Raw genomic sequence first — 23387 nt, 5'->3', positions numbered from 1 at the left:
GAGATAATAGCTAATTCACTAGAAATTACCATACACTTTCTAAGAAAGTCTGACCGACAATAATAATCAAAGTGAAAGTTTAAGCGTGATGTTAAAAGCTATTGCTAAACGCTCGATTCTGTAGTTCAAAACTTTGCGGCGTGAACACCAGCACTGAGCCTTGCGTATACCAATCGCCAAGTACGATACGGGTTTTAGTGCAATTGTTAGCATTGAATGTATGGATGTCTGGGCGGTGAGTATGGCCGTGGATCATCAGATCGACATTGTTTCGTTCCATCACATCTTCGACTTCTTGCTGTGTCACATCCATGATGTCGAGAGACTTGGTCTGCTTGTCATCTTTGATATCTGATTGAACCTTTGAAACAATTTTCTTCTTGATGAAAAATGGAATTCGGTTGAAGACCCATTGTAACCATGGCTGATGCACTTTTTCGCGAAAGGCGAGGTACTTTACATCTTCAGTACATAGGGTATCTCCATGCAATACTACCGCTTTTTGCCCGTAGATATCGATCGTAGAAACTTCGTCGAGAAGTTGTACGCCCGTTTGCTTAGCAAATTTTTTGCCGACTAAGAAGTCGCGGTTCCCTTGAGTAAAGTAACAAGGCACGCCTGTTTTCACTAAGTCGATAAACGCTTGGCGGATAGAAGTCGCGAATTCACTCTTATCATCGTCACCAATCCAGAATTCGAAAAGGTCACCTAATACGTAAAGTGCATCCGCTTCTACGGCTTCTTTCTTCATAAAGGTTAAGAAGCAGTCTGTGATGTCTTCTCGTGACGGAGAAAGGTGCAGATCTGATATAAAATATGTTTTCATAGGTCTAAAAAAAGGGAGCGATTCGCTCCCTATATCCTGATTTTATCGGCTCATCAATACTAACCGAAAGCGATGAATTAAGCTTCGATTGTAGTACCAGTGATGATCACTTCTTCTAGAGGTACATCTTGGTGCATACCCATAGAACCAGTGCTAACACCTTTAATCTTGTTTACGATGTCCATGCCTTCAACAACTTCTGCGAATACACAGTAGCCCCAACCGTCTAGGCTTTCGCTACGGAAGTTTAGGAAAGAGTTGTCGTTAACGTTGATGAAGAACTGAGAGCTCGCTGAATGCGGTTCCATAGTACGAGCCATTGCTAGCGTACCAACTTTGTTCGCTAGACCGTTGTTTGCTTCGTTCTTGATCGTTGCACGAGTTGCCTTTTCTTTAAGGCCAGAAGTCATGCCGCCGCCTTGAATCATGAAACCATCGATAACACGGTGGAATAGTGTGTTGTCGTAGAAACCGTCACGGCAATACTGTAGAAAGTTTGCGCTTGTTTCTGGTGCTTTTTCTTCGTTAAGTTGAACTTTGATATCACCAAAATTTGTGTGAAGGATGATCATGATTGTTACCTTACTGTCTTTTTAATATGAAGTTCGAATTCTAGCGCATGTTGGCAGACTTTCAAATCACCAAATCATTAACTTAACTCGGATGTTTGAGGTAATACCAATCGTAGTAAATAACTGGCCATCCTAGCTTGTTAAAACACTTGATAACGTCGTTAGAAATTTTGAATGTAGAATAACTACTTATCGAAACTTTTTGTCGAAAAGAGCTTCCTTGTTCTCAAGCATTTTTTCTGCGCTATTTATGACCATCTACTTACCGTGATTGGTATAATTCCTGCTTTTAGGGATTACCTATTAAGGTATGACTTGTTATACTGCGAGCTTATTTTCATTAATCCATAAAATAGATAGAGATCATGCTGAAGATATATAACACGCTCACAAGACAGAAAGAGGAATTCAAACCAATTACAGCTGGCAAAGTCGGCATGTATGTCTGTGGGGTAACCATATACGATCTCTGTCATATTGGTCATGGTCGTACGTTCGTTTCTTTCGACGTAGTAACTCGTTACCTTCGTTACCTTGGTTACGATTTGAATTTCGTTCGTAACATCACAGATATCGATGACAAAATCATCAAACGCGCTAACGAAAACGGTGAGTCTTGTGACTCTCTGACTGAGCGTTTAATCGGTGAGATGCACGCTGACTTTGATGCATTGAACATGAAGCGTCCAGATGTTGAGCCTCGTGCGACAGAATACATCACTGAAATCATCGAGCTTGTTGAAAAGCTGATTGAACGTGGTTTCGCATACGTTGCAAGCAACGGCGACGTGATGTTTGAAGTAAAGAAATTCGACGAATACGGTAAGCTTTCAAAGCAAGACCTTGATCAGCTTCAAGCGGGTGCTCGCGTTGATGTTGAATCTGCAAAACGCAGCCCACTAGACTTCGTTCTTTGGAAGATGTCTAAGCCAGGTGAACCTACATGGGAATCGCCATGGGGCCCGGGTCGTCCAGGTTGGCACATCGAATGTTCAGCAATGAACTCGTCTATTCTTGGTAACCACTTCGATATCCACGGTGGTGGTTCAGATCTGCAGTTCCCTCACCACGAAAACGAAATCGCACAGTCTTGCTGCGCGCACGGCACTCAGTATGTAAATACTTGGATGCACAGTGGTATGGTGATGGTAGACAAAGAGAAGATGTCTAAGTCACTAGGTAACTTCTTCACTATCCGTGACGTGCTAGCACATTACGATGCTGAAACGGTACGTTACTTCCTAATGTCTGGTCACTACCGTAGCCAGCTAAACTACAGCGAAGATAACCTAAACCAAGCTCGCGCATCACTAGAGCGTCTATACACGTCACTTCGTGGCCTAGACCTTACAGCCGCTCCTGCCGGTGGCGAAGAGTACGTGACTCGATTCTCTACAGCGATGAACGATGATTTCAACACACCTGAAGCTTATTCAGTACTGTTTGAAATGGCTCGTGAAATCAACCGTATCAAGCCTGAAAGCATTGAAAAAGCAAGCGGACTGGGTGCATTGATGCGTGAACTAGCAGACATCATCGGTATTCTTCACCAAGAGCCAGAAGCCTTCCTACAAGGTGATGCGGCAGGTAACGACGACGAAGTGGCTGAAATCGAAGCGTTGATCAAACTGCGTAACGACTCTCGTGCTTCAAAGGATTGGGCAAATGCCGACCTTGCACGTGATAAGCTAAACGAGTTGGGTATTGTTCTGGAAGATGGCCCAGAAGGTACGACTTGGCGTCGTAAGTAAATCTTATAAAAAGGGCTGATTTTCAGCCCTTTTTTCTAGCACGAATTCTCTATTTTCACCTTTTCTATCTTCAACTTTTAATTAACAGGAATATTTCTGTGGCTCAGATGTATTTTTATTACTCGGCAATGAATGCGGGTAAATCAACAACGCTTCTTCAATCTTCATTCAACTACCAAGAACGTGGCATGACGCCAGTGATCTTTACGGCAGCTTTGGACGATCGCTATGGTATCGGTAAAGTGAGCTCACGAATTGGTCTGCAATCTGAAGCTCAGCTGTTTAAAAATGACACCAACATGTTTGATGCGATCAAAAAGCTCAATGAGGAAGAAAAGCGTCATTGTGTTTTGATCGATGAGTGCCAATTTTTATCGAAGGAGCAGGTGTACCAATTAACAGAAGTGGTTGATAAGCTGCACATCCCTGTACTTTGTTACGGCCTACGTACCGATTTCCTGGGTGAACTGTTTGAAGGTAGCCGTTACTTACTGTCTTGGGCAGATAAACTTGTTGAGCTTAAAACAATTTGTCACTGTGGCCGTAAAGCGAACATGGTAATTCGTACCGACGAGCACGGTGTGGCGATTGCTGAGGGCGACCAAGTGGCTATTGGCGGTAACGACAAATACGTTTCTGTTTGCCGTCTGCACTACAAAGAAGCGTTAGGTAAATAAGCAGCTCTATTTGCTAACGCGAAAGAACGAAAAACGGTGACCAAGTGTCACCGTTTTTGTTTATTGGGCCTGTGTTTTGCTTTCTTCCAAGCCGAGCTTTTGTTTTATTTCCTGCCGAGCTTTTACTTTGTTCAAAGTCTAACTTTTGCTTATTCGAAACCGAGCTTCTTCAATGCTTGATAGGCGTGGTCAACGTCGTCGGGGATCGGCATCTCAATCTGAAAGCCTTTCTCTGGGTAGGATTTGATTCGCTCGTAATCAGCAATTAATGCGCCTAACACCATATCTAACGGCAACTCTTCGTTAAAGTAATCATCCCAAGTTTGCCATCGCGACGTCACGGTAATCTCGGAAGTTTCGTCAGGCCATTGTTTACTGAAGGTTGCGTAGGTACGTTTCTCCATGAAGGGCTTCTGAACTAAGGTTAGCCTCTTCGGCGATAACCCTTTTTCTGTCAGCAACTCATGAGTGAATCGTACATTTTCCCCAGTATTTGTTGCGTGTTTCTCTATGATAATGTCAGAGTCAGGCACGCCACAATCTCGTGCGATAGAAGCGAATGTTTCTGCTTCTGAGCGTTCAAAGCTTCTTTCGGTAAAGCGCCCCACACCGCCAGAAAAAACGATGTAAGGCGCGATCTGTTGGTGATAAAGCTCGGCTGCATATTCAGCTACGCGAGTATCGTTGCTACACAATACAAAGATACAGTCGGAAGGCGTAACCTTGTGACCCATCGACATAAAGTTCCAAAGGCTGTCGACTGAGCGATGCAGTTTTATGTTGGGATTTTTGTTAGCAATAGATTGTTCAGTCATGAAGTGCGTCCAGTGTGGATTCGAATTTAAATGAATAACCTAAGTCGAGAATCTTCTTCGAAGAGATTAACTTGTCTGGGGTATCAACAACAGCGGGCAGAGGCTCACTGCTGTTGGCGCTTTTCAGTGCCGCGGCATAAAACTCCGCCTTACTGACTGTATTTGGTGTGGTCACGTTAACTATTTCATTATGCAGTTGACTGATAGCGAAATCGACAGCACCAATTGCATCATCAAGGTGCAGCATGTTGGCTGGAGCTTGAGTGCTGACTTGTTTTAACTTGCTTGCGAAGCGTGATGGGTGACGGCTTGGGCCGATTAAGCCACTAAAGCGAAGAATGGTGTAGTCGATACCGGAATCAATCACTGACTGTTCAGCTTGCAGCATGATTCGTGCGTTATCGGAAAATAAAGACGCGTGCTCGTTATCTGAGGTCGAAAGGGGGAGTGATGCATCCAGCTCGTTCAGCACACCCGGCTTAGTTGGGTATACCGTAGTTGAACTAACCATAATGAGCTTTTTAATGTTGGCCTTTTGGCATGCATTGGTGAGTTGCTGCCAGTAGTCGGCATACTCTTGTCCTGCTCCTTTTCTAAAGCCAGGAGGGAAGCTGCCAATCACAATTTCAGTGTTGTTTTCGAGTAACAATGAATATAGTCGCCCGATAGTCTGTTGTGGATCGGATGAATCAAAGCTAAACACTTCACATGGAATTTGTTCGCTACCAATGGCATCTGCTCCCGCTTGGGTCGTTTTCGTGACCACTACTCGGTTACCATGTTTTTCTAAATGTTCAGATAAAGGTGCACCTACCCATCCTGCACCGACAATAAATATAGAAGCCATGTGTTCCTCACAACTGCAAATGACGAATTTACAATAAGCCTAACAAAGCTTTGCCCAAAAATGAAAAAACTCCACGGCCGAAGCAAGTGGAGTTTTTACTAGAACAATGGAGCTTTAGTTTAGTACGCGAAGAAGCTTGTCTGCGCGCTCTGCCATCTCGATACCTTCATCTGTTAGGTAACCGCCGTCTGGCTGAGTACAAAGGTTTTTTTCGAATAGGCGCTTAACAGCGTCTTGAGTTTCTTGAGCAGCCTCTTGATGAACTTTAATTCCAGTAGCTGCACTACTTACATCAAATTGAAGAAGGAGGTTTAAATCAGCAATATGTTCAGCGTTGTACTTCATAATTAACCTATATATTCATAACGTTCTCTACCTTCACCTTAGTGCGCATTCTCGGCTCAGGCAATAGCAAATAAAGAGAATTGATAAGTGATACCAAATTGATTGATTAATCATCGAGTGATGAGTTTATTTTGGTTATATTGGGTGATTTGCACCCACTTAAATCATCAGTGATGTTTATTGCTAAGTAGTTGTAATATATTGTGACTAGAAATAATTTGCATTGAGCGAATATTGTATAAAAAGGATATGCATAAGTGAGAGCGAACAAAGTAGCATTAACGATCAGTATGCTATTTGCTATCTCAGGTTGTCAAAGCACACCCTCAGAGCAGACAGACGCGAACCAAACCACAAACAACAATAATGAATCGACAATAGAGGTCCGTTCATTTCAGTCTGTCCAAAGCGTTTACTCCGAATGGGAAGTTAAGCTTGAAGACCATGCTCAATTGTCTCTCTATGCACCAGAGAATTACAATGAACTATTAGACGCATGGGATGATGCTGAAAGCATTTATGCGGACTTACTTAAAGACGAAACTCGGATAACCAAGAGTTACTCCATTTTTTCGAGCCTAACTTACGCTGAAGCCTTCGATGAAAAAATCGCTTTGATCAAATCAAACTATGACTCGATCTTAGTGTTAAAGAAGAAGGCTGATCGAGTACTCGCGGATTCGATTGTCCAAATGGATTACCTGAAGTTTCTTGGCGCAGATACCATGTTTACCTCGAGCTACAAACGTTTGTATTCAGAATACAGCGAGTTGTTCGAGTATGTGCTGGTCGATGAGCTTGAAGACGCTCAAGAAGCGCAGGTGGAATTTCTTAACAATGCTCGCTTACTAGAAGTTAAAGTGGCGCATAAGAAATACATCGAACCTTTGAAGAACGAATTAGAGTTCTTGGAAGATGAAGATTTCGATGACGTTGTTCCACTGACGTTTGCTAAAGCGGCATCTCAAATTGCTTTGGCAGAAAGCCAAGTGAAAGCCAGTCCCCGTGAAAAGTCTATCATTGAAGACGCAGTTCACGCTGCGGAGTTCGAATTAAACCACGTACGCAGTGTTGCTCACGAAGTCAAAGTGCTGGCGAGCGTAAAAGGCGACCAGTTCGAACAGTCGGTTTTGAATGCAGAGAACCAGTTATTGAGCATTTCACGAGTGGTTAATGATGAAGATCACCGTGATGTTGTATTGCGTCTTCAGTCTCAAAAAATTGTAGCGAGTGTTAAAGCGCTGAAAGGCTCAGACATGACGGCGTCATTAAAGTCAGAGATTAAAACTTTGACTGAGCAATTAGCTAAGCTGGAGTCTGAAAACCAGAAGCAAGCGCAGCAACTGTCTGAAGCAACCAAGCACAGTGAGTTGCTCGGTGAGCAGATTACCAAGAGTGATGCTCACATTAAAAGCTTAGAAGAGTTAGTGGATAGTTTGAAAAGCTTAGGTGGCAAAGTGGCCAACGAAAGTGACTCTGATGTGATGTCCCCAGCTGTTGAATCTACTCTAGAGGATTCAACCCTAGAACAATCATCAGAAGAAGTGATTGCACCTTCGGTTTAGCATCACTAATTTCTTTATTTGTGATTGAGTTAAAAGCGCCTTAGGGCGTTTTTTTTACGTTCTGTTGATCTATGTCAAAATCTAGAAATAAAAGCGCTCTGTGAGCCATTTTAGTGTACGTTATTCTTTGATTTTTAACGTAACTTGTTGATATTTATAGATGTGTTATTTTCTATGCTGATAACTAATCATTCAGCAGAGTTTTCTTTTTACTACTAAAGTCGTATGAATTTGGAATAACTCGGACTATTTGCTTTCAACAAGGCTGTGAGAGCTATTTTGTGCCTAAAATAGCTCTTGAATTCAGAAATGAAAGAGAGGATTATCGCGCTCCCGACGACATGTTTCAAAATGTAAATCATCATGAATCTAAACCAATTTGACTCATTATTACCGCCACAAATGGCTGAGCGCGCTGCAGATATTGGCGTAGGTAAAGCAACCAAAGATCCAATCAAATCTTTTCTCCTAGCGATTTCCGCTGGCATACATATCGGTATTGCGTTTGTGTTTTACACCATCGTAACGACTGGTGCTGGTGATTTGCCGTGGGGTATTACTCGCTTATTAGGTGGCCTTGCATTTAGCTTGGGCTTAATTCTCGTTGTTGTTACCGGTGGTGAGCTATTTACCAGTTCGGTGCTGACTCTGGTTGCTCGTGCAAGTGGCAAGATTAGTTGGCGCACGCTCGTTAAGAACTGGGCTACGGTTTATGTAGGTAACTTGATTGGCGCATTGCTGCTGGTGGCTTGTATGTTACTGACCAAACAGTACATGTTCGACCACGGCCAAGTGGGTTTGAATGCAATGGCGATCTCTCAACATAAGATGCACCATGATTTTATCCAAGCTATCGCGCTCGGCATCATGTGTAATGTATTAGTTTGTATCGCGGTATGGATGACGTTTAGTGGACGTACTCTGACTGACAAAATTGCGGTAATGATTTTACCTGTAGCGATGTTCGTATCGGCTGGTTTTGAGCACTGTATTGCAAATATGTTCCAAGTGCCTTTAGCTATCGGCATCAAAACATTTGCTCCAGCTGAATTTTGGACAATGACGGGCGCTAATCCTGCGGACTATGTTGATCTGAACATGATGGACTTTCTGATGAACAACTTGCTGCCCGTTACCATCGGTAACATCATTGGCGGCGGTATCTTTGTTGGTATGTGGTACTGGTTGATCTACCTACGTGACTAACTCAGTTGACGAAATGAGTTAACGCTCTGTGGAAACACTGAACTGACTTATGACATTTACAAGACGGCCTGCATTGCAGGCCGTTTTTTATTTGTGGAAAACCTACTTCTTCATCTCTCTAATGATCATCTGAAAATTCAACAGCGCTGATTACCATGTGTGTATATGTCTTTGAAATCACCCAAAGATCGAAGGCGATGATCTTTCCTTGGGTCGAAATGGACAAAAAAGGATCTATATTGATTTGGTTATCCACAGTTTCTGTGGATAACCTGTCTCAAATTCAGTGAGTAACCAGATCTAAGTGGAGTAAGGAGGTTATTTCGAAGGCTGTATTTGAGCGAGAACTCGCCCTTCTTTGGTCAGAGATGTCTTCAATGAGAGGTGAAGTACAAGGGCTAGAGAGCAGCTCATCATCACGAAAATCGCCAGCATGATCATCAGTTGATACTTAATCGCGATCATCGGTGAAGCACCACCTAAGATCTGTCCAGTCATCATTCCCGGCAGCGTTACTAAGCCTGTGGTTGCCATAGAGGCCATGATAGGGGACATCGCTTTCTGTATTGCATTACGTACAAAAGGCGCAGCAGCATAAGTAGGAGACGCGCCTAACGCGATTGCTGCTTCATATTCTGATTTCTGTGTTTCAAAGGCACCAAACAGGTTCTGCAATGCCACGATATTACTGCTTAAGCTATTACCCAATAACATCCCTGCGATTGGGATAAGGTACTGCGCGTTAAAAACCGGTGTCGGCTTAATGATGAAAAAGCAGATGAACAAGACAATAGGTACACAAGTTACCGCAAGGCTAACGGCGACAGGAGCCAAAAGTAGGTTTCTTGGCAGTCTAGATTTTTCAACAATCGAGCTTGCACCGACGATAATCATAGTAAATAACCACAGCAAATTGACCCACAAACTATTCAAAGTGAACAAGTATTCTAGGTAAAGTCCCACCAGAAATAGCTGAATAACCATACGAATGATGCTGATAGAAGCCTCTTTGCCAAGGCCGAGTTTTAACTTGTGGTTGATGGTAATGGGTAGCAAGAGAAGTGAGCTGAAGAACAATAACTGCCACCAAGATATATCAATAACGTCTTGCATAATGTTTCCTTTTAAGTAGGTCCCCATCATATCTGAAAGTGCCAAATGATGCATTTTAGCTTCATTCCAGCTTACTCAAAAAACACCCAATGATTTAACAAACAAAACACAAAATATTGGTGATTTTAGGCTTTTTTAGCTACTACTTAGTAGGTGAAAGGTTAAAATTGGTTGCTAAATAGTTGCGCAAATGTTTGTTTTTAACATTTGTGAAATATACTTAATTCTTCACATTTGTTAATAGTTTTTAATAACTTTGTTTAACTGAAAACAAGTTTGGATGAGCTCAAAAAAGTATTGATTAGCAAGGGTTATAACGGGGGATTTGATTGAACCTTACTTTGTGTATGGTCTAAAATTTGTTGTTAGATACTCAAGAACTTTAGCTCCTTAGAATGAGCTACTCAGAATTACTAAATACAAAATAGGCAAAATGTATGAGTGATGTTAAAAAAATTGAAACTGGCGAAAAACGCTCGTTGGAGTGGAAGTCATTCCTCTTCATTGCGGTTGTTCTCTTTCCAATATTAAGTGTGGCTTTTGTAGGCGGTTACGGCTTCATAGTTTGGGCACTGCAAGTGTTTGTATTCGGACCTCCTGGTGCTCATGGCGGCATGTAATGCCCTCTAGTAACAACATTTTTTAAAATCAATATTTAAGAGAGCTAAACATGAAATCATTTTTAGTTAAATTATGGCGCACAATGACTCGCCCAGCAGTACACATCAGTCTTGGTGTACTAACTATGGGTGGCTTTATCGCCGGTGTTATTTTCTGGGGCGGTTTCAATACAGCGCTAGAACACACAAATACAGAAGAATTCTGTGTAAGCTGTCACACCATGCGTGACAACGTATACGTAGAACTACAAGAAACGGTTCACTGGAAAAACACTTCTGGTGTACGTGCTACTTGTCCTGACTGTCACGTTCCACATGAATGGACAGCAAAAATCGCTCGTAAGATGCAAGCTTCTAAAGAAGTATTCGCTCAAGTATTTGGTGACCTAGATACGCCTGAGAAATTCGAAGCTCGTCGTATCGAACTGGCTAAACACGAATGGGATCGCTTCTCTTCGAACAAATCTCTAGAGTGTAAAAACTGCCACAACTACGATTCAATGGATTTCGAAAACATGCGCCCAACAGCGCGCATTCAGATGAAGAACGCGGCAGAGCGTGATCAAAGCTGTGTTGACTGTCACAAAGGTATTGCTCACAACCTTCCATTAGATATGGCATCAGCGAGCGGTATTGTTGGCGAGCTAGAAAACGTAGCAAGCAGCACATCTTACGCAAATGGTTCAGACGTGATCTCTATTCGTCACCTACCAATGTACACAGATGAAACAGCTGAAGTTGAAGCGGGTCTATTAAGCCCTGCAAGTAAAGTTGCTGTGATCGACGAAAAAGGCGACATGATCAAGATTCAAATCGACGGTTGGCGTAAAGCGAAAGGCTTCGGACGTGTAATCCAAGAAGACTTCGGTATGAACATCTCGACTGCAATCTTGACGAAAGAAGTATCTCAAAGTGACGTAATCACTGTTGGTGAGAAGAAAGAAGATGAGCTAACTGGCCTTCCTTGGGAAGAAGTTAACCTAGCACTTTGGATGAAGAAAGAGTCTATGGTTGATAACTTCGATCCAATCTGGAACGCAGCTAGTCAAGCGTACCAATCTAACTGTTCAACGTGTCACTCACAGCCAGATGAAGCTCACTTCAGCGCTAACGGTTGGGTAGGCATGCTAGATGGTATGATTGCATTCGTTAACTTCGATACAGATACAGAAGCATTGGTTCTTAAGTATCTACAGAAGCACTCATCAGATTTTTCTGAAGGCCATCACTAATAAGACGTCAATTGGAGTAACACAATGGCAATTACAAGAAGAAGTTTTCTGAAAGGTGTCGCGACGACAAGTGCGGCATCGGTTATCGGTCCAAGCTTATTGGCGTCGGCTTCAGCATCTGCTGCAGAAACAGACGGCGCGTGGAAAGTCTCTGGTTCTCACTGGGGTGCATTCCGAGCTCGCGTTTACGCGGGTAAAGTACAAGAAATTAAACCTCTAGAAATCGATCAGCACCCAACAGAGATGCTGAAAGGTATTAAAGGTATTATCTACAGCCCATCACGTGTGCGTTACCCAATGGTTCGCCTAGATTGGTTGAAGAAGCATAAGTACAGCGCAGACACGCGTGGTAACAACCGCTTTATTCGTGTGACTTGGGATGAGGCACTAGACCTTGTTTACCGCGAGCTAGAGCGCGTACAGAAAGATTACGGTCCATGGGCGCTTCACACCGGTCAAACTGGTTGGAGACAAACAGGTCAGTTCCACAGCTGTACTAACCACATGCAACGTGCAATGGCACTTCACGGTTACTCTGTGAAGAAAATCGGTGACTACTCAACAGGTGCTGGTCAAACGATCATGCCTTACGTGCTAGGTTCTACTGAAGTTTACGCACAAGGTACATCTTGGGAACTTATCCTAGAAAACAGTGACAACATTGTTCTTTGGGGTAACGATCCAGTTAAAAACCTTCAAGTAGGTTGGACATGTGAGACTCACGAGTCGTTCGCATACCTAGAACAGCTGAAAGAAAAAGTTGCTAAGAAAGAGATCAACGTTGTTTCTGTTGACCCTGTTAAAAACAAAACAGGTCGTTACCTAGAAAACGAGCAAATGTACATCAACCCACAAACTGATGTGGCGTTCATGCTTGGTGTTGCTCACGTTCTTTACAACGAAGGCCTATACGACAAGAAGTTCATCGAAACTTACTGTCTAGGTTTTGAAGATTTCATCAAGTACGTTCAAGGTGAAACGAAAGACAGAGTTGAGAAGACGCCAGAATGGGCTTCTGCTATCTGTGGCGCAAGCGCGGACTCTATTCGTGACTTCGCTAAGATGCTGGTTAACGGTCGTACACAGATTCTTGTTGGTTGGAGTATCCAACGTCAAGAGCACGGTGAACAGCCTTACTGGATGTGTGCAGTTATCGCAGCAATGGTTGGCCAAATTGGTCTTCCGGGCGGTGGTATCTCTTACGGTCACCACTACTCTGGTATCGGTGTATCTTCAACTGGCTTCGCTGCTCCGGGTTCATTCCCGCTGAACATCGACAAAGGTCAATCGCCTAAGCACACTAACACTGATTACAACGGTTACAGCCGCGTAATCCCTGTTGCTCGTTGGGTAGATAGCCTGTTAGAGCCAGGTAAGAAGATCAAAGCAAACGGCGCAACAGTGACACTGCCTGACATCAAGATGATGGTATTCAGTGGTAACAACCCGTGGCACCACCACCAAGATCGCAACAAGATGCGTAAAGCATTCAAGAGCCTACAAACTGTAGTGGCTGTTGATTTCGCTTGGACTGCAACTTGTCGTCACTCTGATATTGTTCTTCCAGCTTGTACTCAGTGGGAACGTAACGATATCGATGGTTACGGCGCGTACTCTGGCCGTGGTTTGATCGCAATGCACAAGCTAGTGGATCCTCTGTTCCAGTCTAAGACTGACTTCGAGATCATGTCTAGCCTAACTAAGCGTTGGGGTCGTTACGACGATTACACGCGTGGTATGGACGAAATGCAGTGGGTTAAATCTCTGTACGACGAATGTCGCGCATCAAACGAAGGTAGCTTCGAAATGCCTGAGTTTGCTGAGTTCTGGGAGAAAGGTTTCCTAGACTTCGGCAAAGGTAAGCCATGGACTCGTCACGCTTCATTCCGTGAAGATCCAGAGATCAACGCACTAGGCACGCCTTCTGGTTTCATCGAAATCACAAGCCGTACTGTTGGCAACATGGGTTACGAGCACTGTCAAGAACACCCAATGTGGTTCGAGAAATCTGAACGTTCACACGGTGGTCCAGGCTCTGACAAGCACCCGTACTGGCTACAATCTTGTCACCCAGACAAGCGTCTTCACTCTCAGATGTGTGAATCTGAAGAGTGGCGTGCGACTTACGCGGTACAAGGCCGTGAGCCAATCTACATCAACCCAGTAGATGCTAAGAAGAAAGGCATCAAAGATGGCGATGTAGTACGTGTGTTTAACGACCGTGGTCAACTACTAGCAGGTGCTGTTCTAATGGATAGCTACGCTCCTGGTGTTGTTCGTATCGAAGAAGGTGCTTGGTACGGTCCGATCAACGAGAAAGTGGGCGCGCTAGATACATACGGCGATCCAAACACACTGACTCAAGATATCGGTACGTCTGAACTTGCTCAAGCAACGTCAGCAAACACATGTTTGGTTGATTTCGAGAAGTTCCAAGGCAAACTGCCTCCAGTAACTTCATTCGGTGGTCCAATCGAAGTTTCTTAAGTCTTGTCTTAAGAACCAAGATTAAAGCTTGAATTAAAGCCCCTGTAAGCACTCTTACAGGGGCTTTTTGTATTTTTGATATCAGTGTTGGTGTTTCTAAATAAGCATTATACAGGGCTAATAGAGGGCGTTTTTGAGACAGGCTGTAACGCGCTGTTTGAGAGAGGTGGTAGAAGCAGTGAAGCAGGAAGGGAATGTAAAAAGAACCTGTGGAAAGACTTAAGCAGGCGGAAACAAAAAGGCCGATACAAAGTACCGACCTTACAGAAGCCTATGGAGTTAACTCTACTCAAGTTAGATCTCAAATATAAACCAGTAGCTATAAGCACAGATTAGTGCGGGCACACTAGAGTATAAGGTCGCGACCAGTGCCGCTTTGGGAGCCATCGCAATCGCAGGGAATAGCGCATCTCCATCATTTGAAATTGCGTTACCTACCTGAGCCGAAAGTGGCAGGGCGCCTGAAAGGTATAAGCTAGTGACCAATAATTGCGGTCCACAGCCCGGTAGCAAACCCATCAACACGCCAGCCAGGGGGAGCATGATGCCCCAGCTTGAGAATAGCGTCGCAAAATCAACATTTGCTATCACAGAGCCAAATTCAAAGAAAAGAAAGGCAACCACCACCCAAGCGGTGACAAAGTTTGTATCTTGAGCGGTCTTTTGCAATGGGTGAGAGCCTATACACTTTTCGTCCTCACTCACGGCTGATTTGTAATCCTCAATTTCACGGGTTAGCCCCCACAGAAACATCGAGCTGATCAGCAAAACTGTCCCCGCCCATTCCATCGACATTTCAGGCAAAGCGAGCAGCTCGTTCACATCGACTTGAAAAGAGCCAAGTAGGGCAACGGCAGCACCCGGAATAATCAGTACAGACCACAGGTAACCTTGCAGGTTTATCGCTTTTTTAGAGACCGATTCTTTGTCTTGAGATTGAGAAGCACAGCTGCTCACCACTTCATTTTTCTCTGCTTTTTTTGGGCGTAAGAAGTCGTCTGCGTGAAACAAGTTAATGATTCGGCCTGACGCAGTACCCACGATCACGCCCATCGCCATCATGGCTAAACCTGTCTTAGGCTCGCTCGCTATGAGCAGGAACGCCGCGTCACCCATGGTTGAGACGAGCACCGCAACAACTGCGCCGAATCCGAGTTTTCCCGAGATAAATTGTGTGGTTACCACTATCGCACCGCCACAGCCGGGCAACGCGCCCATGAGAGCCGCGAATACCACTTGGTTTGAACGAGATTGATGGACGAGCTTATTGAAGACGTTATCTTTGTTTATGTACAGACTTAACCAGTGGTAAATAGCCAAGGTTAAAGCAACATAACAAGACACTGCCCAAAACGCGTCTGACAAAGTAGTCACCGTCAGCTCTCGTGTAGCTGGGGCTGCAACCAAAGCTGCAAGTGAGACAGGCAAAAGCAGGCGCTTAAATGACAGTGAAAACTGAGTTGTTTTCGCAGCACTACTGCTTGGCAAAAAAGAGATTAGTCGATCCATAGGTGTTACTCAAAATTAGTGGCTTAAGATAAATATATACGAATGATAATAATTATCAATTGCATTTGTTGTTTTTTTATCTATTGTTACTATTGGCTAAACCCACGAAACATGACCAATCTAAAAAAATGAGGTAAAGTATGGCTAATAAAGAGAGGCTCTAAAGGTAGAGTCATAATTGTTAGTGTAATAGGAAGAAACATGATTTTAGTTGTTGGTCACAAAAACCCTGATAGTGACAGTATTTGTAGTGCGTTAGTTGCAACTGAGCTTCTTAAGGCTCGTGGCGAGGAAGCGACACCAATTCGCCAAGGCGAGATCAACCGCGAAACTCAACACATTCTAGAAGTCGCTGGTGCTGAAAAGCCAGAGCTTCGTACTTCTGTTGCTGGTGAGAAAATCTGGCTAGTAGACTACTCAGATCTAGCACAAGCACCAGATGATGTTGCTGATGCAGAGATCGTAGGTATTGTTGATCACCACCGTCTAGGCGACGTGATGACAGTAAACCCAATGGAAGCTTGGATCTGGCCTGTTGGTTGTACAAACACTGTACTTTTCAACATGTTCAAGATTGAAGGTCACGCAATCTCTCAACAAATCGCTAAACTAATGATGTCTGCAATTCTTTCAGACACAGTTGGTTTCGCTTCTCCAACATGTACTCAAAAAGACAAAGACGCGGTTGCTGAGCTTGCTGAAATTGCTGGCGTAACTGACGTTGATGCATTCATCAAAGCGCTTCTAATCGCAAAAACAAACATCGAAGGCCTATCTGCTGCACAGCTAGTAGAAAAAGACCTTAAAGGCTACCCATTCAACGGTCGTGATGTTGTTGTTGGTCAAGTTGAACTTGCGACTCTTGAGCAAGTAGACGGCATGATCGAAGCGCTAGAAGCTGATCTTGAAGAGCGTTGTGAGAAAGACGGTCTAGCGTTCGCTGCGGTAATGCTAACAGATATCACTACTGCTCAAACTCGTCTTCTATACAAAGGTGAGTGGGCTGAGAAATTGGTTAAGCACGAGAAAGGCGGCGTATTAATGATGGAAAATACACTAAGCCGTAAGAAGCAAGGCTGGCCTTGGCTACAAGGTGAGCTTGTTTAATCAAGTCGCTTAATATTAAACGCCTGCTTATTTAGCAGGCGTTTTTCTTTGAAGTAGACTTTCTTCTTCATCGATAATGTTTGAAGTTAACAACACTCGGCATAAAATAGCTTTAAGAGCAAAGTTACTGACTAAAGTAGGAAATTAAGATGACTACACAGCTAGACGATAAAAAAATCGCTGAAATCAACAAGTACACGGGCGAGCAACGCCTGAAATACTGTGTGAAAGAAATCGTAGCAAACCGTGAAGTATGGATCTTAACCGATGAACACGGTTGTGTAATGCTGAACACAGAAGATGAAGATTGTGTTCCAGTATGGCCAAACCAAGAGTTCGCAGAATCATGGGCAACGGGTGATTGGTCTGAGTGTAAAGCTGAGTCTATTTCGTTGAACAAATGGCACAGTCGCTGGACGAACGGTCTAGAAGACGACGAACTTGCTGTTGTAGTATTCCCGAACGAGCAAGAAGAAGGCGTTATCTTGTTCCCGGATGAGTTCGACTTCGAATTGAAAAAGCAGGCAGCTAAGCGCTAGTTCTTTCGTAATACAGTAACATCGTAAGTCAGCGTTGCCTTTCTTAGGCAGCGCTATCATTCAATTATCCCATCTAAGCTGCTTCCAACGTATATTCGTCAATACCCAATCAACTGATACAAAGGCGCTTGCTGTGCGGCTTTAGAAGCTTGCTGAAGCACACCTGTTTTGCTGTATCTCTTGAGTATCTTTCGAACGATAGGTTTTACTTCAGATTTTGTCATTCCAGCTTTCAATTCTGGTTCATACAGCAATTGCAGTAGCACTACGTCTAACGGCGATAATAAGTCTTCTGGCGTGTGGTCGTTGAAAATAGAAGGGTAGGCTTTATCTGAATCATTCGGCAGGCCTAGAACTTGTGTGATCTCTTCCACGATACAGGCGACCAGCTTACCTCGCGATCTTGCCTGATCAACTGGGATTACAATCCCAGCGTATACAATCTCGCCTTTAGAATTGGTTCTATAGCCCGCCGTGCAGATGGCGCTATTTAAATGTTGAGTTGATTTGAGCTTGAGCACCGATTTCGCCTCAGTTACCCACTGGCTCTGCCTTGTGTATATCCATTTAACGTTCGCTTCGGACTCTTTACTGACGATTGTTATTGGATGTTGGGTGACTTCAGATAAGTGTTTGATATGAAGCTCTGTGAGCTCTTGATGCAGTTCCTCATCGCCCACTCGATGATTGATCCAAATCTTGATCGGTTGTTTCCACTTGGCGAGCGGTTTGTTGCCTTGGGAGTATTCGTGTTGAAGCGCGACGTTATAAAAGGCAGTTTCGACGAAGCTTCTATCTAGCCATGTGAGCGGTGTGCTTGTCGCGTTAAAGGACAACAGCACCAACAAGAGGGGAAGCATTGAAGCTGTTCGATACATACTTTTCCCCTCTGCTAAATGTAGCGTGATTCCAGGTTAGTGGTTCGGCGCTTTGGAGAAATGGCTCTCAACCAATCTTTGGGTGATTTGGTGAGTTGGATTGGTTAGCACTTGATCTGTTTCCCCACTCTCAACCACATTGCCTTCATGCATGACAATAATCTTGTCGGTAATGTGCTTAACAATACCGAGGTGTTGAGATACATAAACGAACGATACGCCCATCTCTTCTTGTAACTCTAAGAACAGATTGATGATTTGCGAGCGCATTGCCATGTCCAAACCATTTAAAGCTTCATCAGCAACAATGATGGATGGCTGAAGTATTAAGGCACGAGCCAAACAAACCCTTTGTTTCTGGCCTGCAGCAAGCATCTGAGGGTAGAAATACGCATGTTCCGGTAGAAGGCCTACGCGCAGTAGTGTGTCTTTCACACGACGCATACGAGCTTCTGGAGGCATGTTGGTGTTTCGCTTTAATGGACCTTCAAGAATTCGACCGATCTGAATGCGCGGGTTAAGTGACGTATTCGGATCTTGGAAGATCATTCGAATCAGCTTACAACGAGTCGAGTAGTCTTTGTGCTCTAGCTTTTCGCCATTCACGCGGATCTCGCCTGCGGTTGGCTCCACCATGCCTGCGAGCATTCTGGCTAATGTTGATTTGCCAGAACCATTCTGGCCGATAAAACCAATTGTCTGGCCTGCTTCAAGAGAAAAGCTAACTGGCTTCACCGCCTGATGAATCTTTTTACGGAAAAGACCAGAGCGAGTCGTAAAGTCTTTAGACAAATCACTGACTTCTAATAATGCACTCATGATTTCTTTTTCTTCTCCATATTCAGAGGGAAGTGACAGTTGAACTTATGGTTCTTGATACGTTTCGTATGTGGGATCTCGACACACTGCCTTTGTGCGTATGGGCAGCGAGGCCCTAATCGACAACCAATAGGAAGATGTTGCAGCGGTGGAATTGACCCCGGCAAAGACTGGAGCTTCTCCTTGTGGGGAATCCAGTCGTTAAAGTCTGGCATCGCTTTTAACAAAGCAACGGTGTACGGGTGCTTTGGTGCATCCAACAGCTTCGGTGTATCAGCGGATTCTACCGATTGACCACAGTACATCACGGTAATGCGAGTCGCCCATTGGGTAATGGTGGTTAAGTCATGGCCGATCAACACGATGGTGGTGTTATTGATCTGGTTCATACGACTCAAAAGACGCAATATTTGAGACTGTGTAATTGGGTCTAAATCGTTGGTTGGCTCGTCAGCAATCAAGACTTTTGGCTTGGCAGCGATCGCCATTGCGATCATGACTTTTTGACACTCACCATCTGTCAGCTCATAAGAGTAACTGTCCATTAGGCGAGAGTGGTCTTTGATGCCGACTTTGTGCAGTAACGCGATCGCTTGCTTCTTACGCCACTTAAATCGTTGCCACCAACGACCTTCAAACGAATGGGAAGGGATCGCTTCAACGAGCTGGTTACCTACTTTTTCAGAAGGGTCAAGACACGTCGATGGCTCTTGGAAGATCATCGCGATATCGCGGGCGATCACTCGGCGTCTTTCTTTAGGCGTCAATTGCAGTAGGTCGATATTACCTAAGCGCATTCGGTCTGCAGAAACCTTCCAGTTTTCTTTACATACTCCGACGATCGCTTTTGCAACCAAACTCTTACCTGAGCCTGATTCACCTACTAAGCCACGAATTTCCCCTTCATTGAGGGTAATACTCATTCGATCTACGGCTTTAACCATCCCTTGAGGGGTCTCAATCTCGATGGTTAGATGTCGAATATCAAGTAACGGCATTATTCGATTCCTGCATTTAGCGCTTGGCGAACACCTTCACCGACGAGGTTAATCACGATAACTGTAAACATAATAGCTAAGCCGGGTAGGGTAACTGTCCATGGCGCAAGGTAAATCAACTCGACCGAATCACCCAAGATGGAGCCCCATTCGGTACTCGGTGCTTGAGCGCCAAGCCCTAGGAAACCTAAAGCCGTGATATCAAGAATTGCGACTGACAGTGCCAGCGTAACTTCAAGAGCGATCACGGTAAGGATGTTCGGAAGGATTGAGTTCCATAGCAGGTAAAAATCGTTCGCACCATCAAGGCGAGAAGCCAGAATATAGTCTTTTTCTACTTCAGCATGCACGGCAATGTACACCGAGCGTATAAAGCGCGGGATCAGTGCCAAGCACAAGGCGAGCAAGATATTAAACTCCCCAAAGCCAAGGAATGCCACGAAGATAATCGCCAGCAGAAGAGATGGAATCGACATAACAGTATCAAGCAGGTGGTTTAGCGTGCTTGATAGTAAACCGCGCGTCATACCAGCAAGTACGCCAATCAGACAACCAATGACGGCTGCGATAAAGGTAATCACCACCGCGGCGCCGAAGGTTAACTGAGAGCCAATTATTAGGCGAGAGAGAATATCTCTGCCTAAGTCATCCGTACCCAAAAAGTATTCTACCGTTCCCGCAGGATCCCAAGAGGGCGGTGTTAATAGGTGACCGGTTTGTTCTTGTGCATCATGCGGGGCTAGCCACGGTGAAGTGACGGTGACCAGAATGATAAGCACCAAACACCACAAGCCAAACATAGCTAGATTATTGCTGCGGAAGCTGCGCCAGAAACGTTCGAACTGGGTTGGAATCTGTTCTTCTTGGTAGACGTTATTTGTTAGCATACCATTCCTTCCTTACCAGTGGATTGATCATCGCGCCCAGTAGATCGGACAGAATATTAGCGGTCAAAACTAAGGTAGCCACCACAATTACACCAGCTTGAATTGAAACGTAATCTTGATTCGATAAGGCATCCAATAACCAGCGGCCAATGCCCGGCCAGTTAAAGATAGACTCGGTAACAATAGCAAGCGTTAACATACTCGATAGCTGAACACCGACCTTAGGAATAATCGGAGGTATCGCGTTTCTTAGCACGTGCTGCGTGATGATCTCTCTAGTGGAAAGACCTTTAATTCGCGCAGCGCGGATGTAGTTTTGCGTCATTACTTCAGCCACTGACGCTCTCATCAATCGGATGACCTGAGTCGTTGGCGCCAGTGCTAAAACAAGACAAGGCAACGCCATGTGCTCGATAACACTTTGTAGTGCGTGCGCACGGTAGCGACCCTCGGCAAAAAAGGCGTCAATCATCGCGAATCCAGTCACGTGTTCAATCTCGTAAAGTAGGTCGTATCGGCCACCAACTGGGAACATTTCAAAGTGCAGTGAAAACACCATGATCATCAGCAACGCGACCCAAAATATAGGCGCAGAGTAACCGGCCATTGAGGTGAACGATATGGTGGTATCAACAAATTTACCTTGTCTCATACCAGCAATGGTGCCGAAAGGGATACCGATGATGAGTGCCAACACAAAGGCAAAGAAGCACAGCTCTAGCGTTGCAGGGAACACCAGGACCAACTCATCGATGATAGGCACACCGTGTTTGCTTAGGCCAAAGTTTAGCGTCGATAATTCAGTGATATAGCTAATCCAACCGGGCCAAAAATCTTGAATTGCCCAAGGTGAGGTTTGGTCTAATCGAAGCAGGGAAAAACCTACCAAGGTCAGAATTCCTAGCGTAATAACGAATAAGTTTACACGTCTTAATGTATACCAAAACATTACTGCACCTCTCTTCTGACTTGATCAAAAGGTTGGGCATTGAAAGGACTTGCTTTAAAGCCTGTTAGCGAACGATCGTGCACGCGAAATTGCACGCCATGAGCTAAAGGAATCACAGGAACTTCTTCATTGAGAATGTTTTGGGCTTGTCGGTACAAGTTCACACGGTGCCTTTGTTGATTGATCTCTAATGCTAAGTCGAGAAGGAAATCAAAGTCTGAATTACACCACATCGAGACGTTTAACCCTGCACGCTCAGAGCTGCATGAGAGCAGCGGACGTAAGAAGTTGTCCGGGTCACCGGTATTGCCTATCCAGCCTGTAAGCAACAAGTCTGTTGAGGAAATAGAGGACAACTGTGTGCGGTCAAATCGGTCGTCGGTATAGAGTTTCAATTCAATACCAATATCGGCTAAGTTTGCTTGGATAAGTTCTGCCGTTTTTCTTGGACTTGGATTGTATGCGCGTGGCTCTAGTGGTACCCACATTGAAAGCTCTAACCCAGGTTCAACGCCAGCTTCTTTGAGAAGCGCAACCGCATAGTTTCGGTCGTAGCGAACTTGAACGCTGTCTTTTTGGTGAGCCCAAGAAGTCGGAGGAAGCAAGGTGTAGGCTTTGGTTCCTGTACCGTAATACACAGAATCAAGAATGTTCTGACGATTGATGGCTAAGTTGAGCGCTTTACGAACTCGAGAGTCACGCAGTGCAGGGTGCTCAGTATTCAGCGCGATGAAAGAGACATTAACCGCCGGAGTAGCAGAAATCTTCAACTCTTCATGAGCCTGAATAATAGGGATTTGGCTAGAAATTGGTGAGTTGAGCACGTCACACTCACTACGCAGAAGCTTGGCAAGTGTGCCTGTTCCACGTTGCGAAGTATCGAACACAACTTGGTCCATTTGTACTTCACCTTTCCAGTAGTGCTTGTTCTTTTTCAAGCGCACTAGGTCGTTGATTTGGTATTCATCTAAGTAGAAAGGGCCAGTGCCGACTGGATTGGAATCGATTCGATTTTTCTCATCCGCTGCAATGAGCTGATTGGCATACTCCTTAGAGTGAATGACTGCATAGCTGGTGGCGATGTTATTGAGAAACGAATTGTCTGGGCGACTTAATTGGAATTTCACCGTTAGGTCATCAACTGCGGTGATATCGACAATCAGGTTTTTGAAGTCGATTCCGGCAAACCATGGGTATAGGCCGCCACCCACATAATGAAATGGGTTTGAACTATCAATGACACGTTCAAAGCTAAACACCACATCTTGTGCATTCATGCTACGAGTTGGGGTGAACCAGTCTGTGGTTTGGAACGCAACATTTGGGCGCAGTTTGAACGTGTATTCTGTACCTGATTTATCAACAGACCAACTTGTCGCTAAGTTCTGTTTTGGTCGGTACGTCATCGGATCAAGAGTGAGCAGTGTATCGAAGATTTGAGGACTCAGCGATTCTGCGGTAATGCCACTATCAACTAGCTGTGGATTGAAGGTACTAGGATTACCTTGGCCGCAATAAATGAAGCCTTTTTCACGGATTTGCTCGTGATTCACACTCTCACCACATCCAGCGAGAAAGCTCAACGTGCAGATGCTCAGTGATAGTCTTATTAGTGCTTTCATAAAAAGAAATACTTTTCGAAACG

General features: G+C 44.5%; 22 protein-coding genes. 9 read left to right on the top strand and 13 right to left on the bottom strand.

The window, feature by feature from the left end; translation table 11 throughout:
* Positions 1-91: 91 nt before the first annotated feature.
* Entirely contained in the window at positions 92-826 is a 735-nt protein-coding gene (lpxH, locus tag AB4585_RS00790) for a UDP-2,3-diacylglucosamine diphosphatase (protein ID WP_017060274.1), read from the bottom strand.
* A 77-nt stretch (positions 827-903) separates the two neighbouring features.
* Positions 904-1398: a peptidylprolyl isomerase gene (locus AB4585_RS00785; RefSeq protein WP_017060275.1), complete on the bottom strand. Its 495-nt coding sequence runs from the start codon at positions 1396-1398 to the stop codon at positions 904-906.
* Positions 1399-1763: 365 nt separating this feature from the next.
* Between AB4585_RS00785 and cysS the strand changes: the two genes are divergently transcribed.
* Positions 1764-3149 (top strand): cysteine--tRNA ligase, encoded by a 1386-nt coding sequence (gene cysS / locus AB4585_RS00780; RefSeq protein WP_017060276.1) that lies wholly within the window; start codon positions 1764-1766, stop codon positions 3147-3149.
* Between the two features lie 98 nt (positions 3150-3247).
* A complete protein-coding gene (locus tag AB4585_RS00775) occupies positions 3248-3826 on the top strand; it encodes a thymidine kinase (RefSeq protein WP_017060277.1) in 579 nt (192 codons plus the stop codon).
* Positions 3827-3975: 149 nt separating this feature from the next.
* Here AB4585_RS00775 and AB4585_RS00770 read toward each other — a convergent pair whose 3' ends face one another.
* The 3 genes from AB4585_RS00770 to AB4585_RS00760 form a co-directional block, all read right to left on the bottom strand.
* Positions 3976-4641: a YdcF family protein gene (locus AB4585_RS00770; RefSeq protein WP_372169239.1), complete on the bottom strand. Its 666-nt coding sequence runs from the start codon at positions 4639-4641 to the stop codon at positions 3976-3978.
* Positions 4634-5488, bottom strand: a complete 855-nt coding sequence (locus tag AB4585_RS00765; protein WP_017060279.1) for an NAD(P)H-binding protein — start codon at positions 5486-5488, stop codon at positions 4634-4636. The genes AB4585_RS00770 and AB4585_RS00765 overlap by 8 nt, the downstream gene beginning before the upstream one ends.
* A 114-nt stretch (positions 5489-5602) precedes the next feature.
* On the bottom strand, positions 5603-5833 hold the full coding sequence (locus AB4585_RS00760) for a TIGR02647 family protein (protein ID WP_017060280.1): 231 nt from the start codon (positions 5831-5833) through the stop codon (positions 5603-5605).
* 257 nt (positions 5834-6090) lie between these two features.
* On the opposite strand from AB4585_RS00760, the gene AB4585_RS00755 reads away from it, so the two are divergent.
* Positions 6091-7398, top strand: coding sequence for an ATPase (locus AB4585_RS00755; RefSeq protein ID WP_372155271.1), 1308 nt, complete (start codon positions 6091-6093; stop codon positions 7396-7398).
* A 363-nt stretch (positions 7399-7761) separates the two neighbouring features.
* Positions 7762-8604: a formate transporter FocA gene (gene focA / locus AB4585_RS00750; protein WP_050621867.1), complete on the top strand. Its 843-nt coding sequence runs from the start codon at positions 7762-7764 to the stop codon at positions 8602-8604.
* A gap of 318 nt (positions 8605-8922) precedes the next feature.
* On the opposite strand, the gene AB4585_RS00745 is transcribed toward focA, so the two are convergent.
* Positions 8923-9717 (bottom strand): ABC transporter permease, encoded by a 795-nt coding sequence (locus AB4585_RS00745; RefSeq protein ID WP_017067668.1) that lies wholly within the window; start codon positions 9715-9717, stop codon positions 8923-8925.
* Positions 9718-10154: 437 nt separating this feature from the next.
* On the opposite strand from AB4585_RS00745, the gene torE reads away from it, so the two are divergent.
* From torE to torA, 3 genes are read left to right on the top strand one after another with little or no spacing between them, the layout of a single operon-like run.
* Entirely contained in the window at positions 10155-10337 is a 183-nt protein-coding gene (gene torE / locus AB4585_RS00740; RefSeq protein ID WP_010440051.1) for a trimethylamine N-oxide reductase system protein TorE, read from the top strand.
* Between the two features lie 50 nt (positions 10338-10387).
* Complete coding sequence (gene torC / locus AB4585_RS00735; RefSeq protein ID WP_372155269.1) at positions 10388-11569, top strand: pentaheme c-type cytochrome TorC; 1182 nt, start codon at positions 10388-10390, stop codon at positions 11567-11569.
* A gap of 24 nt (positions 11570-11593) precedes the next feature.
* Positions 11594-14056, top strand: a complete 2463-nt coding sequence (gene torA, locus AB4585_RS00730) for a trimethylamine-N-oxide reductase TorA (RefSeq protein ID WP_017067667.1) — start codon at positions 11594-11596, stop codon at positions 14054-14056.
* 294 nt (positions 14057-14350) lie between these two features.
* On the opposite strand, the gene AB4585_RS00725 is transcribed toward torA, so the two are convergent.
* The gene (locus AB4585_RS00725) at positions 14351-15565 is read right to left on the bottom strand and encodes a putative manganese transporter (protein WP_102332940.1); all 1215 of its coding nucleotides are present in this window, start codon (positions 15563-15565) and stop codon (positions 14351-14353) included.
* Positions 15566-15766: 201 nt separating this feature from the next.
* On the opposite strand from AB4585_RS00725, the gene AB4585_RS00720 reads away from it, so the two are divergent.
* Both AB4585_RS00720 and AB4585_RS00715 read left to right on the top strand, forming a co-directional pair.
* Positions 15767-16672 (top strand): manganese-dependent inorganic pyrophosphatase, encoded by a 906-nt coding sequence (locus AB4585_RS00720; protein ID WP_017065328.1) that lies wholly within the window; start codon positions 15767-15769, stop codon positions 16670-16672.
* 149 nt (positions 16673-16821) lie between these two features.
* Positions 16822-17211, top strand: coding sequence for a DUF2750 domain-containing protein (locus AB4585_RS00715; RefSeq protein ID WP_004734596.1), 390 nt, complete (start codon positions 16822-16824; stop codon positions 17209-17211).
* Between the two features lie 98 nt (positions 17212-17309).
* Here AB4585_RS00715 and AB4585_RS00710 read toward each other — a convergent pair whose 3' ends face one another.
* From AB4585_RS00710 to sapA, 6 genes are read right to left on the bottom strand one after another with little or no spacing between them, the layout of a single operon-like run.
* Positions 17310-18089, bottom strand: coding sequence for a DUF2927 domain-containing protein (locus tag AB4585_RS00710; RefSeq protein ID WP_372169238.1), 780 nt, complete (start codon positions 18087-18089; stop codon positions 17310-17312).
* Between the two features lie 36 nt (positions 18090-18125).
* The gene (locus tag AB4585_RS00705; protein ID WP_017060304.1) at positions 18126-18908 is read right to left on the bottom strand and encodes an ATP-binding cassette domain-containing protein; all 783 of its coding nucleotides are present in this window, start codon (positions 18906-18908) and stop codon (positions 18126-18128) included.
* A complete protein-coding gene (locus AB4585_RS00700; RefSeq protein WP_017060305.1) occupies positions 18905-19906 on the bottom strand; it encodes an oligopeptide/dipeptide ABC transporter ATP-binding protein in 1002 nt (333 codons plus the stop codon). The genes AB4585_RS00705 and AB4585_RS00700 overlap by 4 nt, the downstream gene beginning before the upstream one ends.
* Positions 19906-20793, bottom strand: a complete 888-nt coding sequence (gene sapC / locus AB4585_RS00695) for a putrescine export ABC transporter permease SapC (RefSeq protein WP_017065331.1) — start codon at positions 20791-20793, stop codon at positions 19906-19908. The genes AB4585_RS00700 and sapC overlap by 1 nt, the downstream gene beginning before the upstream one ends.
* Entirely contained in the window at positions 20780-21742 is a 963-nt protein-coding gene (locus AB4585_RS00690) for an ABC transporter permease subunit (protein ID WP_017060307.1), read from the bottom strand. Before AB4585_RS00690 ends, sapC begins: the two co-directional genes overlap by 14 nt.
* On the bottom strand, positions 21742-23364 hold the full coding sequence (gene sapA, locus AB4585_RS00685) for an ABC transporter substrate-binding protein SapA (protein ID WP_017065332.1): 1623 nt from the start codon (positions 23362-23364) through the stop codon (positions 21742-21744). The genes AB4585_RS00690 and sapA overlap by 1 nt, the downstream gene beginning before the upstream one ends.
* Positions 23365-23387: the final 23 nt, after the last annotated feature.

The organism is Vibrio sp. 10N.222.49.C9 (genome assembly GCF_041474985.1).
GTDB classification, from domain to species: Bacteria; Pseudomonadota; Gammaproteobacteria; order Enterobacterales; family Vibrionaceae; genus Vibrio; species Vibrio crassostreae_C.
This window is presented reverse-complemented; position numbering and strand designations above follow the sequence as displayed.

Bases quoted from the DNA above. Each gene is read 5' to 3' on its own strand.
- torE (WP_010440051.1), top strand. From the start codon at position 10,155: ATGAGTGATGTTAAAAAAATTGAAACTGGCGAAAAACGCTCGTTGGAG.
- sapA (WP_017065332.1), bottom strand. From the start codon at position 23,364: ATGAAAGCACTAATAAGACTATCACTGAGCATCTGCACGTTGAGCTTT.
- torA (WP_017067667.1), top strand. From the start codon at position 11,594: ATGGCAATTACAAGAAGAAGTTTTCTGAAAGGTGTCGCGACGACAAGT.
- AB4585_RS00720 (WP_017065328.1), top strand. From the start codon at position 15,767: ATGATTTTAGTTGTTGGTCACAAAAACCCTGATAGTGACAGTATTTGT.
- AB4585_RS00705 (WP_017060304.1), bottom strand. From the start codon at position 18,908: ATGAGTGCATTATTAGAAGTCAGTGATTTGTCTAAAGACTTTACGACT.
- AB4585_RS00725 (WP_102332940.1), bottom strand. From the start codon at position 15,565: ATGGATCGACTAATCTCTTTTTTGCCAAGCAGTAGTGCTGCGAAAACA.
- AB4585_RS00700 (WP_017060305.1), bottom strand. From the start codon at position 19,906: ATGCCGTTACTTGATATTCGACATCTAACCATCGAGATTGAGACCCCT.
- AB4585_RS00765 (WP_017060279.1), bottom strand. From the start codon at position 5,488: ATGGCTTCTATATTTATTGTCGGTGCAGGATGGGTAGGTGCACCTTTA.
- AB4585_RS00785 (WP_017060275.1), bottom strand. From the start codon at position 1,398: ATGATCATCCTTCACACAAATTTTGGTGATATCAAAGTTCAACTTAAC.
- AB4585_RS00760 (WP_017060280.1), bottom strand. From the start codon at position 5,833: ATGAAGTACAACGCTGAACATATTGCTGATTTAAACCTCCTTCTTCAA.
- AB4585_RS00715 (WP_004734596.1), top strand. From the start codon at position 16,822: ATGACTACACAGCTAGACGATAAAAAAATCGCTGAAATCAACAAGTAC.
- AB4585_RS00770 (WP_372169239.1), bottom strand. From the start codon at position 4,641: ATGACTGAACAATCTATTGCTAACAAAAATCCCAACATAAAACTGCAT.
- AB4585_RS00690 (WP_017060307.1), bottom strand. From the start codon at position 21,742: ATGTTTTGGTATACATTAAGACGTGTAAACTTATTCGTTATTACGCTA.
- sapC (WP_017065331.1), bottom strand. From the start codon at position 20,793: ATGCTAACAAATAACGTCTACCAAGAAGAACAGATTCCAACCCAGTTC.
- AB4585_RS00745 (WP_017067668.1), bottom strand. From the start codon at position 9,717: ATGCAAGACGTTATTGATATATCTTGGTGGCAGTTATTGTTCTTCAGC.
- lpxH (WP_017060274.1), bottom strand. From the start codon at position 826: ATGAAAACATATTTTATATCAGATCTGCACCTTTCTCCGTCACGAGAA.
- focA (WP_050621867.1), top strand. From the start codon at position 7,762: ATGAATCTAAACCAATTTGACTCATTATTACCGCCACAAATGGCTGAG.
- AB4585_RS00710 (WP_372169238.1), bottom strand. From the start codon at position 18,089: ATGTATCGAACAGCTTCAATGCTTCCCCTCTTGTTGGTGCTGTTGTCC.
- cysS (WP_017060276.1), top strand. From the start codon at position 1,764: ATGCTGAAGATATATAACACGCTCACAAGACAGAAAGAGGAATTCAAA.
- torC (WP_372155269.1), top strand. From the start codon at position 10,388: ATGAAATCATTTTTAGTTAAATTATGGCGCACAATGACTCGCCCAGCA.